We start from the raw sequence: 17,040 nt of genomic DNA on the forward strand, positions 1-17,040 counted from the left end.
GGGATGGCGCGACACCGGCGCGCACGCGAGACTGAGGCGATGGACCTTCCCGTCATGCCCCCGGTCGCGCCGATGCTCGCCAAATCGGTCGCGGCGATCCCCGACCTCGGGCATGTCGAGCCGAAATGGGACGGGTTCCGCACGATCGTGTTCCGCGATGGCGACGAGGTCGAACTCGGAAGCCGCAACGAACGGCCGATGACGCGGTACTTCCCCGAGCTCGTCGAGGCCCTGCGCGCTCAGCTCCCCGAGCGCTGCGTCGTCGACGGAGAGATCGTCGTCGCCACCGACGGCGGCCTGGATTTCGAGGCGCTGCAGCAGCGCATCCACCCCGCGGCGAGCCGGGTGAACCTGCTCGCCGCCCAGACGCCGGCGTCGTTCATCGCCTTCGACCTGCTCGCGCTCGGCGACGACGACCTCACCGGCCGTCCCTTCGCCGAGCGTCGCGCCCTTCTGGTCGAGGCGCTCTCGGGCGTCGAGCCGCCGATCTACGTCACGCCCGCGACCGGCGATCCCGCCGTCGCGCAGGAGTGGTTCGAGACCTTCGAAGGCGCGGGCTTGGATGGCGTGATCGCCAAACCCCTCGACGGTCCGTATCAGCCCAACAAGCGCACGATGTTCAAGATCAAGCACGAGCGCACCGCCGACTGCGTGGTCGCGGGATTCCGCTGGCACAAGTCGGGGCCGATCGTCGGCTCACTCCTCCTGGGCCTTTACGGCGACGACGGCACCCTGCACCACGTCGGGGTGACGGCATCCTTCCCGATGGCTCGAAGGAAGACCCTGCTCGACGATCTCGCGCCCTACCGCAACGTCGACCTCTCCGCCCACCCCTGGGGCGGCTGGGCCGAGCACGCCGGTGACGGCGGCCGGCTCGCGGGCGCGGGCAGCCGGTGGAACGCCGGCAAGGACCTCTCCTTCGAGCCGCTGCGCCCCGAGCTCGTGGTCGAGGTCGCGTACGACCACATGGAGGGCGAGCGTTTTCGCCACATCCCGTCGTTCCGACGCTGGCGCCCCGACCGCGACCCGCGCTCGTGCACCTTCGCGCAACTGGAGGTGCCGGCGAGCTTCACGCTGTCCGACATCCTGCCCGGACTGTGAGCCCAGGGGGCGCCTGAACTGCTCGCGCGCTGCGGACTCCCGCGCTATACCGCGGGTTCGACCGCTTTCTTCTGCGCCCAGCGGGCGGGCTCGTTCGGGCCGTTCCACACCTTGACGATCCCCCAGACCACCGCGGTGATCGGCACGGCGAGCACTGCACCGAGGATCCCGCCGAGTACGGTGCCGACGGTCAGGGCGATGAGGATGACGAAGGCGTGGAGCTTCAGCGTCCGCCCCATGAGAACGGGCTGGAGGAAGTTGCCCTCGAGCTGGTTCACCAGCACGACCACACCCACGACGAAGAGGGCGTTGACCCAGTCGTTCGCGACGAGGGCGACGAGTGCTGCGAGGATGCCGGCGACGGTCGCCCCGACGATCGGGATGAACGCCAGAAGGAACACCAGCACCGCCAGCGGCAGCGCGAGCGGCACCTGCAGGATGACCAGGCCGATGCCGATGCCGACGGCGTCGACGAACGCGACCGCGGCGGTGCCGCGCACGTACGACCCGAGCGTCACGACGGTCTTGTCGCCGATGCGGCGGGCGCGCGCCTCGTCCGCCCCGCGGAAGGGGCGCAGCAGGAACTCCCAGAGCCACGGGCCGTCCTTCAGGAAGAAGAAGAGGACGACGATCATGAGGATCAGGCCGGTGACGAAGTTGGCCAGCACGCTGACGCCGGCGAGGGCCCCGGAGCCGAACTGTGCGCTGGTGACGAAGTCGATGACCTGATCGCGCCACTGCTCGAGCTGGGCCTCGTCGGGAGCGAACGGAAGGGTGTTGATCCAGCTCAGCAACTCGCGGAACCCCGCCTCGGCCTGAGAGTAGAGGTCGTCCCACTGGTTGCGCACCGCCCAGACGATGAGCCATCCGGCGAGCCCCAGCACGATTACGACGGCGAGCATGGTGATGAGCGTCGCGACGACCGACGGTACGCCTCGGCGGCGGAGCCACGACATCAGCGGCGCGAAAGCGCAGGCGAAGATCAGGGCGATGATGACGGGGATCCACACCACCGTCACCTGCTGAAGGCCGAGGACGGCGAGCGTGGCGATGCCGATGACGATCGCGATCTGGAGCGACCGGGTCGCGAGTTTGCCGAATCCATCGGCCCAGAGCCCGAGGGCGACGGGTGCCTTTGCGGCCTTGGCCGCGGCCGACCCGGCGTCACCGGCGGAGCCGAGTGCACCGGTGTCGAAAGCGTGGCGGCGCGGGGCGCGACGGAAGAGTCCCATGGCTGAACCATACGGCCGTGTCGACGCGCCGGTCAGGTGGTTGCGCGGCACGTCGCAGGGGGATACGAGCTCCCCGAGCCGACGGCGCTTCCGGGTCGTGACATCGAGTGTCACGCCGTGCGAGACTGGATGTCATGACGTCTGTGCCCGCCCCCACCGCGACCGACAGCACCGACAGCGCCGAGACCTCGCACGGCGCCGGTTCCGCCGCCGCCGGCGCCCTCCCGGGCGACCGCGCGGGCGCCTACCGCGTGACCGATCCGCTCGACACCGACTACTACGGCGTCTTCGCCGACATCGGCGGCGCCGAGCGTGACGCCTGGTCGCGCGCCCGGGTACTGATCTCGGAGTACGGCGATCGGTCGGCGGCGCAGTGGGATGCCGGCGAGTACGACATCTCGATCGTGCGTCGGATGGGCGAGCTCGACCTCTTCGTCGACGGCATCGAGCACGAGGGCCTGACCGCCCTGTCGCCTCTGGCTGCGGGGCTTGTCAACATGGAGATCTCGCGCGGCGACGGATCGCTCGGCACCGTCCTCGCGGTGCAGGGCGGCCTGGCGCTGCGCACCCTGGCGCTGTTCGGCAGCGACGCGCAGAAGGCGCAGTACCTGCAGCCGATCGCCCGCGGTGAGATCCCCGGTTCGTTCGCTCTGACCGAGCCCGACCACGGCTCCGACTCGGTCTCGCTCGAGACCCGCGCGACGCGCGCCGATGACGGCGGCTGGATCATCGACGGCGCGAAGAAGTGGATCGGCAACGGCGCCTCGGGCGGGGTCACCTTCGTCTGGGCCCGCGTCGAATCGCCCGGGGCCGACGACCACGGCAAGGTGCGATGCTTCCTCGTGCCGCAGGAGACCGAGGGCTACCACGGCGAGCCCATCACCGGGAAGGCGTCGCTGCGGGGCATCCATCAGGCTCACATCACCCTGCGCGGCGTCCAGCTCCCCGCCGACGCGGTGCTTCCAGGCAGCCACAGCTTCAAGGACGCCTCGACGGTGCTCTACGCCACCCGGTCGGGAGTCGCCTGGTCGGCTCTCGGGCACGCGACCGCCTGCTACGAGGCGGCGCTGCAGTATTCCCAGCAGCGCGAGCAGTTCGGCAAGCGCCTCGCGGGGTTCCAGATGGTGCAGGAGCGTCTCACCCAGATGCTCTCCGAGCTCACCGCGATGCAGCTGTACTGCCGTCACCTCGCCGACCTGGAGGCATCCGGGGGTCTGCGACCCACGCAGGCGTCGCTGGCGAAGTATCACAACACGCGCACCGCCCGCCGGATCGCCGCCACGGCGCGCGACCTCCTCGGCGGCAACGGAATCCTCCTGGAGTACGGCGTGATGCAGCACATGGCCGACATCGAGGCCATCCACACCTATGAGGGCACCGAGTCGATCCAGGCGCTTCTCCTCGGCCGCGACATCACGGGTGTGAGCGCGTTCGCCTGAGCGCTACTCCGACAAAGCGTCGCGCAGGCGCCGCGCCACCTCGGCGCTGGGGGTCCGGCGCGGGAACACCGCGACCACGAGGTCGTCGGGCGCCGGGTCGGATGCCTCGGGCAGCACCCCGAAGCGGCGCCGCGCATCGTCGAGCGCCCGCGTGAGCACCGATACCGGCACGCGCTTCGGCCCGCGGATCAGCCGCCGCAGCACGTGGTTGTGCACCGCGGTGACGAGAGCCGAGAATCCGACCGCGTCGAGCGGGTCGAGGCCCGGCAGGGCCTGGCGGAGGTACTCGTCGAAGAGGCGCTCGTAGCGGAAGACCGTGACGATCTCGCGGTCGCGCAGCGCCGGGATCTGGCGTACCACCGCGTAGCGACGTCGGGCCAGGTCGGGATCGGCGGCGAAGTGCTGATACACCTGCACGGATGCCTCGCACACGGCCGCCCACGGATCATCGTGCGGCTGTGCGAGGAAGGTCCGGAGTTCTTCGAGCAGGCCCTCGTGGTCGGCGAACACCACGTCTTCCTTGCCGCCGTACTGGCGGAAGAACGTCGAGCGCGACATCCCCGCCGCGCGCGCGATCTGATCGACCGACGTCTGCTCGAACCCCTGCGTGTGAAACAACTCGACCGCGGCCGCCACGACACCGGTGCGGCCGACGAACGCAGGATCGGCGTCGCTCACGGTCCGAGCTTAGCGGCGGGGTCGCCGGGGAACACGGCGGGTGTGGTGTGCGCACGTTTGTCAAGGCCATGGTCCGGTTGGGTTCATGGTCCTTCACTGTGTTCATGTCCCTTTTCGCCGCCGCCGTCAACACCACGGGCCAAGCGCTTCCGCGCGGTGAGCACTACGACGTCGTGGTGGTCGGGGCCTCGCTCACCGGGCTCGTCGCGACCCTCATGCTCACGCAGTCCGGGCGCCGGGTCGCACTCGTCGAAGCGGGGGTGATCAGCCCGGCTCGCCCTGGCGGGAGCCGAGATGCGAATGAGGAGACCGCGCTCGCCGCGGCGCTCGTCGCCGCCGGTGCCGCTCTGCACACCCGCACGCTCGTTCACGCCGTCACGTCGGCGAACCCGTGCCGGCTCGACACCGAACACGGTCCGCTCTTCGCCGATCAGGTGATCCTCGCCACCGGCGCTCGCGACGCCGAGTCGGTCTACCGTCCCGGCCCGACCCCGTCGCGCTGGCGCGCGGCGTCGTACCTGCTGCCGGCGCCGACCGCAGCGACGCCGGGGACGGATGACGCGCCACGCCGCCCGGCCGATGTCATCGGACCCGCGCCGATGGTGGGCAAGCTGCCGCGTGCGCTCGGTCGCATCCGATTCGTCACCTCCTGCCACGGGCGGGGCCGGACGCGCGCGGCACCCGCGGCGCTCGAGGTGGTCGCCGACATCCTCCAGCTCGCCCGTGTCGACCGACCGGGGTGGAAGGTGACACTCCAGAAGGCGCAGGCGGCGCAGCATGCGCAGTTCGTCAAGACCGCCCGGAAACCCGACACCCCGCCCGCGACCTCGTCGGTCGCGTGACGGCGACGACGTTCTCGCGTGGCGGGGCGTCAGGGTCGGAGAGCCCCCACTCAGCCGACGAACGTGATCACACCCGTGATGATGAGCGTGATAAGGGTGGTCCACAAGGCGATCGCGACCGCCTGCCAGAACAGCACCCGGCCCGGGGCGACGCCGGTGGACACCAGCGCCGCGGCGGTGAACTGCGTCGGAACCAGCAGCGGGCCGAGCAGGCTCACCCCGGGAGTGCCGTAGCGCTCGTAGGCGCGCATGACCTTCTGACGGCGCGGCGAGAGTTCCGGTTCCTCCCGTCCTCCGCGCGTGGTCACCGCGGTGCGGACCCGGGCGCCGGCGAAGACGATCACGGCGACGCAGAGCAGGTTTCCGGCGAAGCCGGCGACGCCGGCGACGACGGGATGGATGCCGCCGATGATGCCGATCGCCGAGGCGCCCTCGCCCTCGATGAACGGCACGGCACCCGCGAGGGCGACGATGAGGGGGCGGAGCAGCTCGGGCATCTGGGCGACCAGGTTCTGGAAGCCGAGGATGAGGTCGGCGATGGGGTTCACGATGTCTCCCTGTGGATCGGACGGGCCGTCTGTCGGACGGTGATTCCATCCCACGGGATCGGGGCGTTCTGCGGCAGTGTCGGAGCGTCACCTGCCGCCGGGAGGATGCTGCGGGCGAGGTGTGACAAAAGTCATGGTCGTACTGTGGCAGTGTGACCGACGTCTCCCGAACCGCCTCGGCGTTCGCGCCGCTGCCGGCCGCGCGCGCCTTGGCGCGCGGGGTGACGGCGACCTGGTGGTACACCGCCGGGTCGGTGATGATCTTCCAGGCCGTGACGCTCTTCTTCTGGCTCGTGCCGACGCTCACCGGCGGCGAGGCCCTCGAAGTTGCGGTGTACCTCGCCGCCGCGGCGGTGTCGCTCGCCTCGAGCGTGCCACTGCTCGCGCGGTACGGCCGGCGGCGACGTGAGGATTCCGACGACGAGGAGCGATTCTCTTCCACGGTGCTCTGGTCGCTCGTGGTCGCCGCCGGTGCCGCAGCGGTGGTCGGGGTGATCGCATCGTCGGTGCTGGAAGCCGCGGCGCTCGTCGCGCTGGCGGTGCTGCTGCTGCGCTGGCAGCCCGGTGTGCGTCTGCGTCTGGTGACGGGCGTCACCGTCGTGCTCGTCGCGATCTGGATCATCGAGCCGGTCGCGACGGGTCGGACGCTCACCGGCGAGGTCGTTTTCGTCTACAACCTGTTCTCGGTGCTGCTGCCGCCCACGGCCGTGCTGTGCCTGTGGTGGTGGGACATCGTCCTTGCCCTCGACGAGGCCCGCGCCGCCGAGGGCCGGCTGGCCGCGGCCCAGGAACGGCTGCGGCTCGCGGGCGACCTGCACGACCTGCAGGGGCACCACCTGCAGGTGATCGCCCTCCAGCTCGAGCTCGCCGAGCGGATGCTGCCGCGCGACCCTCTCGCCGCCGTGGAGCAGGTGCGGCTCGCCCGCGCGTCGGTCGATGAGGCGCGCAACGGCACGCGAGCCCTCGCCGCACGGTTCCGCGGCGTTCCGCTGTCGGACGAACTCGCCAACGCCGCCGACCTGCTGCGGGCGGCGGGCCTGAGCGTCACGCTCGACGTCGACCCCCGCGCCGACGCGGCGCCCGCCGACATCCTCGGTCCGGTCGTGCGCGAGAGCACGACGAACATCCTCAAGCACGGCGGCGGCGCGTGGGTGCGGTTGAGCCTCGCGCGCGAGGCGGGAGGGGGCGGCGAGGTGTGGCGGTTCGGCGTCAGCAACGACCTGCCCGCCCCGCCGACACCCGCGCCCGCGACGCCCGCCGGATCGGGGCTCGCGGGTATCGCCGAGCGGGTGGGCTCGGTCGGGGGAGCAGCGCACTGGGAAGCCGCGCACGAGCGCTTCGCCCTCGAGGTCACGGTGCCCGCGGCATCCGTCGGAGGTGTCGCATGATCCGGATCCTCATCGCCGACGACGAAGACATGATCCGCTCGGCCCTCGCGGCACTGCTGCGACTCGAGGACGATTTCGAGGTCGTCGCCGAGTGCCGCGACGGGGAGGAGGCCGTGGCCGAGGCGGTGCGGCTTCGGCCCACCGTGTGCCTGCTCGACCTGGAGATGCCCGGCCTCGACGGCGTCGACGCCGCCGCGCGCATCCGCCGGCAGGCGGGGTCGCGCTGCGTGGTGGTGACGCGCCACGCGCGGCCCGGGGTGCTGCGCCGGGCCTTGAGCGCCGGGGTCGACGGGTTCCTGCCGAAGTCGCGCCGGGCGCAGGATGTCGCCGCGGTGATCCGCGACGTCGCCGCCGGGCGGCGCTACGTCGACCCCGAGATCGCCGCGGACGCGCTGACCGACGAGCGGAGTCCGTTGACCGATCGTGAACTCGACGTGCTGCGCGCGGGGTCGCGCGGCGAGACGATCGCCGAGATCGCGGCGACGCTGCACCTCTCGCCCGGCACGGTGCGCAACCACGTCTCTGCCGTGCTCGGAAAGCTCGGCCTCGCGACCCGGCAGCAGGCGGCGATCCTCGCGCGCGAGCGTGGCTGGATCTGAGGGCGGTCGTGCTCAGTAGCGCTCGAGCGGATCGTGATCGGACATCGCGAAGCAGGCGCTGAAGCCCGAGATCATGAGCTGGGTGTTGTCTTCGAGAGCGGCGATCCCCAGAGTCAGGCCGTCCTCCCGAAACAGGTCGAGGGCGGCAGCACCGCCGCCGAGCGCGCTGGTCCGCTGCGTCCAGCCCGGTCTGTCCGCCCACTCGGCGGCGATGTCGTCGATCAGCGACGCCGTGTCGGTGTCGGGGGAGATGACGACGGCACTCGCTCCCGGCCAGGTGTAGGTCTTCCCGTCGTCGCAGAGGAGCAGCGAGGCGGTCTGGGGTGAGTCGAGGTCGTCGATCACGACGTCGTCGGGAATCGCTGCGCGCAGCTCCGACTGCGCATCCATGTAGTCGGCCTTGGCGTGCTCGAGGGTCAGCGGCCCATCAGCGGGAGACGGGGTGCACGCGGCGAGTGTCACGAGCAGGAGGCCGGCCGCCGTGGCGGCGATCCCTCGCCTCATCCTCACCACCCCCGTTGATGACGATGGTGGATCCGCGCGACGCCCCTCCCCATGCCGACAACGCTACGCCGAGTGCGGGGCGGTCGAGGGAAGGTGCCGCACCTGGGCGAGGGCGAGAGCGGCGCCGCGACGGCGGGCGTACGCCCTCGGGAGGGAGGGCGCGAAGGGACTCGGCGTCGAGACAACCGGGATGAGGCGGTCCGTCGCCGGTAGTAGGGTAGGGGACTGGTCGATATCTCGACATCGAGATTTTCTTGACCCACACATCCCACCGTTCGCCCAGCGAAGGACTCTCTGTGGATCTCTACGAGTACCAGGCCCGCGATCTGTTCGAGAAGTACGAGGTGCCGGTTCTCGCCGGCATCGTCGCCGACACCCCCGAGGAGGCGAAGGCCGCCGCCGAGAAGCTCGGAGGCGTGGTCGTCGTCAAGGCGCAGGTCAAGACCGGAGGCCGCGGCAAGGCCGGCGGCGTCAAGGTCGCCAAGACCCCCGACGAGGCCTACGAGGCCGCGAAGGCCATCCTCGGCCTCGACATCAAGGGCCACGTCGTCAAGCGCGTGATGATCGCCGCCGGCGCCCGCATCGCCCAGGAGTTCTACTTCTCGGTGCTGCTCGACCGCGCCAACCGCTCGTACCTCTCGCTCTGCAGTGTCGAGGGCGGCATGGAGATCGAGCAGCTGGCCGTGGAGAAGCCCGAGGCGCTCGCCCGCGTCGAGGTCGATCCGCTGACCGGCATCGACCACGCCAAGGCCGTCGAGATCGCCCGCGCCGCGAACTTCCCCGACGACCTCGTCGATCAGGTCGCGAACGTCTTCGTCAAGCTCTACGACGTCTACAAGGGCGAGGACGCCACACTCGTCGAGGTCAACCCGCTCGTCCTCACCGAGGAGGGCGACGTCATCGCCCTCGACGGCAAGGTCACGCTCGACGAGAACGCCGAGTTCCGTCACCCCGGCCACGCGCGTCTGGAAGACAAGGACGCCGCCGACCCGCTTGAGGCCAAGGCCAAGGAGAACGACCTCAACTACGTCAAGCTCGACGGCGAGGTCGGTGTCATCGGCAACGGCGCGGGCTTGGTCATGTCGACCCTCGACGTCGTCGCCTACGCCGGTGAGAACCACGGCGGCGTGAAGCCGGCGAACTTCCTCGACATCGGCGGCGGCGCCTCGGCGGAGGTCATGGCCGCGGGCCTGGACGTCATCCTCGGCGACCCCCAGGTCAAGAGCGTGTTCGTGAACGTCTTCGGCGGCATCACCGCCTGCGACGCGGTCGCCAAGGGCATCGTCGGCGCTCTCGCCGAGCTCGGCTCCACCGCCACCAAGCCCCTGGTCGTCCGCATCGACGGCAACCGCGTCGAGGAGGGCCGCCGCATCCTCCAGGAGGCGAACCACCCCCTGGTGGCGCTCGCCTCGACCATGGACGAGGGCGCCGACAAGGCCGCCGAACTCGCGAACGCCTGACCCGCAGCATCCGGATAAGGAACAAGAAATGTCGATCTTCCTCACCAAGGACTCCAAGGTCATCGTCCAGGGCATCACCGGCGGCGAAGGCACCAAGCACACCGCACTCATGCTGAAGGCGGGCACCAACGTCGTGGGTGGCGTGAACGCCCGCAAGGCAGGCTCCACTGTTCTGCATAAGGACAAGGACGGCGCCGACGTCGAGCTTCCCGTCTTCGGGTCGGTGGCCGAGGCCATCGAGAAGACCGGTGCCGACGTCTCGATCGCGTTCGTCCCCGCCGCGTTCACCAAGGCCGCCATGATCGAGGCGATCGACGCCGAGATCCCGCTTCTGGTCGTCATCACCGAGGGCGTGCCCGTGGGCGACTCGGCGGAGGCCTGGGCCTACGCCACCTCGAAGGGCAACAAGACCCGCATCATCGGGCCGAACTGCCCCGGGATCATCACCCCCGATGAGGCTCTGGTCGGCATCACCCCGGCCAACATCACCGGCAAAGGCCCGATCGGCCTGGTGTCGAAGTCGGGCACCCTGACCTACCAGATGATGTTCGAACTGCGTGACATCGGCTTCTCCACCGCCATCGGCATCGGCGGCGACCCGATCATCGGCACGACGCACATCGATGCGCTGGCCGCGTTCGAGGCCGACCCCGAGACGAAGGCGATCGTCATGATCGGTGAGATCGGCGGTGACGCCGAGGAGCGCGCGGCCGACTTCATCAAGGCGAACGTCACCAAGCCCGTCGTCGGCTACGTCGCCGGCTTCACCGCGCCCGAGGGCAAGACCATGGGTCACGCCGGCGCGATCGTGTCGGGCTCGGCCGGAACGGCCCAGGCGAAGAAGGAGGCGCTCGAGGCCGCGGGCGTCAAGGTCGGGAAGACCCCGTCTGAGACTGCGGCCCTCATGCGCGAGATCATCGAGGGGCTCTGAGTCCGGTGCCGCTGAAGGGCGAGTACAAGCCCAGCACGTCGCAGTGGGCCCGTGAGCAGGCCGAGCAGTACGAGGCCTCGGGCGGAACCGAAGCCAATCTCCTGCGCGGTGTGCCGATCATCGTGCTGACCACGGTCGGCGCGAAGAGCGGGGGCCTGCGCAAGACGGCGCTCATGCGCGTCGAGCACGAGGGGCGCTACGCGGTCGTCGCATCGAAGGGCGGCGCCCCCGACGAGCCCGCGTGGGCGGCGAACATGCGCGCGCACGCGCACGTGGAACTGCAGGATGGGGCGGTCAAGCGCGACTACCTGGCGCGCGAGCTGTCGGGCGACGAGTACAGCGAGTGGTGGAACCGCTCGGCCGAGGTGTGGCCGGACTACAACGAGTACCAGAAGAAGACCGACCGCAAGATCGCGCTCTTCGTCCTCGAGCCGTTCGACCCGCCCTCGGAGTAATCCCCGAGAATCCCCGGAGGATGCCGCGCCGCGCCGTGGTCGCGCCGGATCGCCGGTTTACGATCGGGCCGTGAGGTCGGAGATCGCCCTGGTGCTGGCGTGCGTCGGCGCGCTCGGCGCCGCGGCGGGGATCGGTCTCGCAGCCGCGGTCGCCATTCCGCCGAGCCTGGCGAACCTCGGAGCCACGGTGTACGAGACGCCGACCGAGGTCACGATCGCCGACGCCTCGGTGAGTCTCACCGCGCCGGCGGGCTGGGTCGTTCGCCGCCCGCCCTTCGACGACGACGAGCTGAGCCTCACCAGCCCCGACGGGCGACTCGAGATCGCGGTCACCGAGCTGAACGGGGGCTTCGACACCGCGTACGCCGACCTCGTCCGCGGAGGCGACGCGGAGGGCGCCGAGGCCGTGACCGAGACCCTGTCGTCGGGCTCGCGCGCCCGGCACACCGAGGTTCTCGACGAACACGGCGGCGTCGTCCTGGCGGCCGTCGGAGATGAGCGCGGTCCGGTCAGCGCGGGGATCGTCGCGCGGGTCACCGACGCGAGCATCGGCGACTACCGCTATGCGATCGCCGAGGTGCTCGACACCGTTCGGGTGCCGTCGTGAAAGGGCGCCCGAGGCGGCGTCCGGCGTCGCGGGGCTCGCGGGACCGCCGCATCGTGTTCCCCGTCGTCCTGATCGGCGCACTCGCTCTCGTCGCGTGCGCACCGGCGACATATGCCGCCTGGCGGCCGACCGCCTTCCCCGCCGCCCGGGTGGCGGTGACGGAATTCCCCGCCGCCATCGATCCCGCAACGGTGCCGGCGCTTCGTCCGATCCGCATCCGCAACGACGAGGTGGGGGTCCAGGCCCGGGTGGCGCTCCTGCCCGGCCGCACGCCGCTGAACGACCGTGTCGTCGGCGCGGTGCGCGAGGCGATCGGCGCCCGCGAAGCGGCCACCGGCGTCTCCTACGCACCCCAGGTGCAGGCGCGCGGGGCGGGACTCGGCGAGCGGATGTGCATCACCGGATCGACCCGGCTTCCTGCTGCCGAGCTGCTCGCCGACCCCCGTCTCGGACCGGTCGACGGTTCGGGCACCGCGGTGGCCTGCGACATCGTCGCCGCCGCAGGACCCTACCTCGGGGTGCGGGTGCGGACGGTCTCCGGCGATGCGGCGACGATCGGCGGTGATACCTCGACCACGCTCTACACCGACCTCCGCACCGGCGAGACCCTCTCGGCCGACGCGCTGTGGACCCCCGAGGCGGGGCCCGCGCTGTGGGGAGACATCGTCGAGGCCCTCCGGCGCGACGCGGGCGCGCTGAGCCTCGCTCCGGTCCAACCCCCTGACGAGGCGGGGCTCGCCGTCATCGGCGCGGCGCTCGCCCGTTCCGTCCCCGCCGGGGGCGCCGTCGTCGTCGAGGTGCCGGCCGGATTCAGCCCGCCCGAACTGCAGGCACTCGGCATCGCCGCGACGACCGCGCCGATGCCGGTCGCGGTACCGCTGGAGGTCGCGGCGCCGTATCTGACGCCGTTCGGAGCGGGCCTCGTCGGCGCCGTGGCATCCGCTCTTCCCTACGAAGCACCGGCGAGCATCCCCGCCGGTGCCGACGCGATCGACTGCGAACTTGTTCCCTGCGTGGCGGTGACCTACGACGACGGCCCGTCGGAGTACACCGCCGGCATCCTCGACGAGCTCCGTGCCCGCGCGGCTGCCGCCACGTTCTACGTTCTGGGCGAGAAGGCCCGGGGCTGGGCCGATACGCTGCGCCGCATGCGCGACGAGGGGCACGAGATCGCCAACCACTCGTGGAGTCACCCGAGCCTCCCCTCTCTCACCGATGAGCAGGTCGCCGCACAGCTGCGCGACACGAGCGCTGCCATCCAGAACGTGGTGGGGACGCGTCCGACGAACTTCCGTCCGCCGTACGGCGAGTACAACCAGAACGTCCTGCGGATCGCGGGGCTGCCGGCGATCCTGTGGGATGTCGACACCTTCGACTACCAGCGACCCGAGGTCGACACGCTCATCTCGCGGGCTGTCGACGCCCCCCGTCCGGGCTCCATCGTGCTGATGCACGACATCCACCCCGGCACCGCGGCCGCCGCCGCCGCCACCTACGACGGACTGCTCGACCGCGGCTTCTCGCTGGTGACGGTCACGCAGATCTTCGAAGGCGACGTACCGACGTCCGGGGCATGGACCTCGGGGCGCTGACCCACAGCGCCTGCCTGCTGCCCTTTCGGGAACGTCAGGCGCCCAGGAGGGCCTCGATCGGGCCGCGGGCGAAGTAGACGACGAACCCGGCCGACACGATCCACAGCAGCGGACTGATCTCCCGCGCCTTCCCGGCGAAGACCCGCACGATCACCCACGAGACGAAGCCCGCGCCGATGCCGTTGGCGATCGAGTAGGTCAGGGGCATCACCGTCACGGCGAGGAAGACCGGCAGCAGCACCGAGAAATCGCTGAAGTCGATCGCCCGGATCTGCGACATCATCAGGGCGCCGACGATCACCAGCGCCGCCGCGGCCACCTCGGTGGGCACGATCGACACCAGCGGCGTGAAGAACATGGCGACGAGGAAGAGGCCACCGGTGACGAGGTTGGCCAGGCCCGTGCGAGCTCCCTCGCCGATGCCGGCGCCGGACTCGATGAAGACGGTGTTGGACGACCCGGAGGTGTACCCGCCCGCGACCGCGCCGACACCCTCGACGATCAGCGCGGAGCGCAGGCGCGGGAAGTTCCCCTGCGCGTCGGACAGGCCGGCCTCCTTCGCCAGGCCCGTGAGGGTACCCATGGCGTCGAAGAAGTTCGTGAAGACCAGCGTGAAGACGAGCATGAGGGCGGCGAGGATGCCGATGCGGGCGAACGCGCCGAAGAGATCGACCTGTCCGACCAGCGCGAGGTCGGGCAGGCTCACCCACTGTGCGGGCAGCTCGGGCACCGACAGCCCCCAGCCGCCCGGAGTGTCGACGGCCGAGCCGAGGTTCCACACCGCCTCGACGATCACCGCCAGCACGGTGCCGCTGACCAGTCCGATGAGGATGCCGCCCCGCACCCGTCGTGCCATGAGGATGCCGGTGAGCAGCAGCGTGAAGACGAACACCAGCGTCGGGATCGTCCCGATCGAGCCTTCCACTCCGAGCCCGACCGGGGGTGAGCCGACACCGGTCGCGGTGACGAACCCGGCGTTGACGAACCCGATGAAGGCGATGAAGAGACCGATGCCGACCGTGATGGCGAGCTTCAGCTGCAGGGGCACGGCGTCGAAGATCATGCGGCGCAGGCCCGTCGCGGCCAGGAGCACGATGATGAGACCGTTGATGATCACCAGGCCCATCGCCTCGGGCCAGGTCACCTCACCCACGACCGAGACGGCGAGGAACGAGTTGATGCCGAGGCCCGCGGCGAACCCGAACGGCAGTCGGGCGACGAGGCCGAACAGGATCGTCATCACGCCCGCCGTCAGTCCCGTCACCGCCGAGAGCTGAGCGAAGTCCAGGCTGTTGCCGTCGACGTCGACACCGCTGGAGAGGATGATCGGGTTCAGGATGACGATGTACGCCATCGTCACGAACGTGACCACCCCGCCACGGACCTCGGCGGCGACCGACGAGCCTCGCTTGGTGATCTCGAAGAACCGGTCGAGCCGGTTCTTCGAGGTGCCTTCGTCGTGCCGGTTCGATGTCGCGGCGCCGATCGTCGGCGCGTCAGATGTGTCGCTCACTGAGACCTCCCCCTCGACGTTAGCGGGTTCCGGCGGCACCGATCGGTAGGGTCGTTGAGGCATGCAACGCTTCGTGGTCGCTCTTCTCGCCGCCGTCGACGCCGCAATCGCGGCGGCGATCGGCCTTGCGCTGATCCTCGCGCCGGCGACGCTGCTGTGGGTGTTCGGGTTCGGCACCGCCGCCGACTGGTCGGCGCTGTGGGCGGCGACCGCCTCGGTGTGGCAGCTCGGCCATCTCGTGCCGCTGGACATCACGCTTCCGCCGATCTACCTCACCGCCGCCGGCATCGACGAGGCCGCCGCATCGTTCTCGCTCTCGCTCGCACCGCTCGCACTGACGGCCCTGACCGCGGGCCTCGCCGCGCGCACGGGCGTGCGGGCTTCACGGTCGGAGGCGTGGGAGAGCGGGCTCATCGGCGGGATCGGCGTCTTCACGGCGCTCGCCGCGGGCATCGCGGTCACCGGTGCCAACCCGCTCGCCGCCACACCGCTCGGGGTCGCGATCGCCCTTCCGGCCCTCGTCTTCGCGATTCCGGCGACCCTCGCCGCGCTCATCACCGAGTGGCGGGAGGCCGACGTCGGACTCATCGCCCGCGGCCGCGACGCCCTCGAGATCCGGATCGGCGAGGCGGGTCTCGCGGCGGTGTCGGAGACCACGCGCGGCGTCGGGATCGTCGTCACCGGATTCGTCGGGGCGGGTGCTGCCCTCCTCACCGTGGCGCTCGTCGCCCGCGGCCCGCAGGTGGTCGCCCTCTCGCAGGCCGGCAACGCCGACGTGCTCGGCGCGAGCGTCATCGCGCTCGGCCAGCTCGCGTATCTGCCGACCCTGATCATCTGGGCGTCGTCCTTCATCGCCGGGCCCGGCTTCGCCGTCGGCGCGGCGACCACGGTCGCCCCCGCCGGCACTCAGGTGGGGGTTCTGCCGCCGGTGCCGCTCCTGGGCGTCATCCCCGAATCGACCACCTCGTGGCTACTCCTCCTCGCGCTCGTACCGGTCGCGCTCGGAGCACTCGCGGGATGGATGGTGCGTTCGCGCCTGGTCGCCGACCGCCCGCGTGCGATCGCCGACGGGTGGGGCCTGCGGGCGACGATCGCCGGCGCGATCGCCGTGCTGTCGGGGGGCGCCGCGGCGCTCCTCGCGCAGCTCGCCGGTGGTGCGATCGGGCCGGGGGCGCTCGCGCAGGTGGGACCGGCGCCCGGCGCGGTCGGTCTGGCCGTCGGCGTCGAGGTGCTCGTCGGGGCGGCGATCCTGCTTGCGCTGCCGTCCGGTCGGGGGAGCGGCGACGATGATGCCGAGGGGTGGCGGGTGGGGGAGCCGGACCCGACGGTCGAATCCGAGACTCCGCCGGCGGACACCGCGGCGGATACGGCTCCCGTGGCCGGCGCAGCGGACGACGAGCCCGCCGGGAACCCCGATCAGACCGACACCCAGCCGCTCTTGCCGCACCCCCGGCGCGGCGGAGGCTCGCCGCTAGACTAGGCCGGTGCTCACCGTCGCGGTCCTCATCTCGGGCGCGGGGTCCAATCTCCGGGCGCTCCTCGAGGCCGCGGCCGAATCCGACTATCCGGCGCGCATCATCGCCGTCGGCGCCGACCGCGAGGCCGACGGATTCGCCCACGCCGAGAACTTCGGCGTGCCGACCCTCCTCGTGCCGTGGCGCGGTGCCGCCGAGCGTGAGGCGTGGGGGGCCGAGCTCGACGCGCAGCTGCGCGTCTGGAACCCCGACCTCATCGTGTTGAGCGGGCTCATGCGCCTCCTCCCCGCCGCCTTCGTCGAATCGTGGAGCCCGCGCATCATCAACACCCATCCCGCGTATCTCCCCGAGTTCCCGGGAGCGCACGCGGTGCGCGATGCCCTCGCGGCCGGCGCGACCGAGACCGGGGCCAGCGTCATCCTCGTCGACACCGGAGTCGACACCGGTCCGATCCTCGCTCAAGAGCGTGTGCCGATCCTTCCCGATGACGACGAGCACCGCCTGCACGAACGCATCAAGCCCGTCGAGCGACGCCTCATGATCGACGTGGTCCGCCGGATCGCGACCGGGGAGCTCGACCTCGCTCGCGCCGCGGTTCCCGGCACGCCCGCGTCACCGACATCCGCTCCCGCCTGACCCCTCGCCCCGACACCCCGCTCGCCTCGAGAAGGAGACC

17 protein-coding genes are annotated in these 17,040 nt (G+C 71.0%); 12 read left to right on the forward strand and 5 right to left on the reverse strand.

Annotated elements, in window-relative coordinates; genetic code table 11:
• Positions 1-39 precede the first annotated feature (39 nt).
• Entirely contained in the window at positions 40-1,101 is a 1,062-nt protein-coding gene (locus V6S02_RS02305; RefSeq protein ID WP_336399720.1) for an ATP-dependent DNA ligase, read from the forward strand.
• Positions 1,102-1,145: 44 nt separating this feature from the next.
• Here the strand turns inward: V6S02_RS02305 and V6S02_RS02310 are convergent, their stop codons facing one another.
• Positions 1,146-2,333, reverse strand: coding sequence for an AI-2E family transporter (locus V6S02_RS02310; RefSeq protein WP_124292608.1), 1,188 nt, complete (start codon positions 2,331-2,333; stop codon positions 1,146-1,148).
• A gap of 134 nt (positions 2,334-2,467) precedes the next feature.
• Between V6S02_RS02310 and V6S02_RS02315 the strand changes: the two genes are divergently transcribed.
• A complete protein-coding gene (locus tag V6S02_RS02315; RefSeq protein WP_336399721.1) occupies positions 2,468-3,772 on the forward strand; it encodes an acyl-CoA dehydrogenase family protein in 1,305 nt (434 codons plus the stop codon).
• A gap of 3 nt (positions 3,773-3,775) precedes the next feature.
• Here V6S02_RS02315 and V6S02_RS02320 read toward each other — a convergent pair whose 3' ends face one another.
• Positions 3,776-4,450, reverse strand: a complete 675-nt coding sequence (locus V6S02_RS02320) for a TetR/AcrR family transcriptional regulator (RefSeq protein ID WP_124292610.1) — start codon at positions 4,448-4,450, stop codon at positions 3,776-3,778.
• Positions 4,451-4,554: 104 nt separating this feature from the next.
• On the opposite strand from V6S02_RS02320, the gene V6S02_RS02325 reads away from it, so the two are divergent.
• A complete protein-coding gene (locus V6S02_RS02325) occupies positions 4,555-5,292 on the forward strand; it encodes a hypothetical protein (protein ID WP_336399722.1) in 738 nt (245 codons plus the stop codon).
• A 50-nt stretch (positions 5,293-5,342) separates the two neighbouring features.
• Here the strand turns inward: V6S02_RS02325 and V6S02_RS02330 are convergent, their stop codons facing one another.
• Positions 5,343-5,843 carry a small multidrug efflux protein gene (locus V6S02_RS02330; RefSeq protein WP_124294383.1) on the reverse strand — a complete coding sequence of 167 codons (501 nt, stop codon included), beginning with the start codon at positions 5,841-5,843 and terminating at the stop codon, positions 5,343-5,345.
• 149 nt (positions 5,844-5,992) lie between these two features.
• Between V6S02_RS02330 and V6S02_RS02335 the strand changes: the two genes are divergently transcribed.
• Together V6S02_RS02335 and V6S02_RS02340 are read left to right on the forward strand one after the other, a co-directional pair.
• Positions 5,993-7,228, forward strand: coding sequence for a sensor histidine kinase (locus tag V6S02_RS02335; RefSeq protein WP_124292612.1), 1,236 nt, complete (start codon positions 5,993-5,995; stop codon positions 7,226-7,228).
• Positions 7,225-7,827, forward strand: a complete 603-nt coding sequence (locus V6S02_RS02340; RefSeq protein WP_124292613.1) for a response regulator transcription factor — start codon at positions 7,225-7,227, stop codon at positions 7,825-7,827. Before V6S02_RS02335 ends, V6S02_RS02340 begins: the two co-directional genes overlap by 4 nt.
• Before the next feature lie 12 nt (positions 7,828-7,839).
• Here V6S02_RS02340 and V6S02_RS02345 read toward each other — a convergent pair whose 3' ends face one another.
• Positions 7,840-8,331 (reverse strand): hypothetical protein, encoded by a 492-nt coding sequence (locus V6S02_RS02345; RefSeq protein ID WP_124292614.1) that lies wholly within the window; start codon positions 8,329-8,331, stop codon positions 7,840-7,842.
• A 296-nt stretch (positions 8,332-8,627) separates the two neighbouring features.
• On the opposite strand from V6S02_RS02345, the gene sucC reads away from it, so the two are divergent.
• The 5 genes from sucC to V6S02_RS02370 all read left to right on the forward strand — a co-directional run bounded on the left by sucC (position 8,628) and on the right by V6S02_RS02370 (position 13,376).
• Positions 8,628-9,791, forward strand: a complete 1,164-nt coding sequence (gene sucC / locus V6S02_RS02350; RefSeq protein ID WP_336399724.1) for an ADP-forming succinate--CoA ligase subunit beta — start codon at positions 8,628-8,630, stop codon at positions 9,789-9,791.
• 28 nt (positions 9,792-9,819) lie between these two features.
• Entirely contained in the window at positions 9,820-10,722 is a 903-nt protein-coding gene (gene sucD, locus V6S02_RS02355; RefSeq protein WP_124292616.1) for a succinate--CoA ligase subunit alpha, read from the forward strand.
• 5 nt (positions 10,723-10,727) lie between these two features.
• A complete protein-coding gene (locus V6S02_RS02360) occupies positions 10,728-11,177 on the forward strand; it encodes a nitroreductase family deazaflavin-dependent oxidoreductase (RefSeq protein WP_124292617.1) in 450 nt (149 codons plus the stop codon).
• A gap of 70 nt (positions 11,178-11,247) precedes the next feature.
• Entirely contained in the window at positions 11,248-11,784 is a 537-nt protein-coding gene (locus tag V6S02_RS02365; protein WP_336399725.1) for a hypothetical protein, read from the forward strand.
• 53 nt (positions 11,785-11,837) lie between these two features.
• Positions 11,838-13,376, forward strand: a complete 1,539-nt coding sequence (locus V6S02_RS02370; RefSeq protein WP_336399726.1) for a polysaccharide deacetylase family protein — start codon at positions 11,838-11,840, stop codon at positions 13,374-13,376.
• A 34-nt stretch (positions 13,377-13,410) separates the two neighbouring features.
• Here V6S02_RS02370 and V6S02_RS02375 read toward each other — a convergent pair whose 3' ends face one another.
• Positions 13,411-14,862: an NCS2 family permease gene (locus V6S02_RS02375; protein ID WP_336400764.1), complete on the reverse strand. Its 1,452-nt coding sequence runs from the start codon at positions 14,860-14,862 to the stop codon at positions 13,411-13,413.
• 88 nt (positions 14,863-14,950) lie between these two features.
• On the opposite strand from V6S02_RS02375, the gene V6S02_RS02380 reads away from it, so the two are divergent.
• Together V6S02_RS02380 and purN are read left to right on the forward strand one after the other, a co-directional pair.
• On the forward strand, positions 14,951-16,369 hold the full coding sequence (locus V6S02_RS02380; RefSeq protein ID WP_336399727.1) for a cell division protein PerM: 1,419 nt from the start codon (positions 14,951-14,953) through the stop codon (positions 16,367-16,369).
• A gap of 4 nt (positions 16,370-16,373) precedes the next feature.
• Positions 16,374-17,000, forward strand: coding sequence for a phosphoribosylglycinamide formyltransferase (gene purN / locus V6S02_RS02385; protein WP_336399728.1), 627 nt, complete (start codon positions 16,374-16,376; stop codon positions 16,998-17,000).
• Positions 17,001-17,040: the final 40 nt, after the last annotated feature.

The organism is Microbacterium sp. CCNWLW134 (genome assembly GCF_037083565.1).
Taxonomy (GTDB): Bacteria; Actinomycetota; Actinomycetes; order Actinomycetales; family Microbacteriaceae; genus Microbacterium.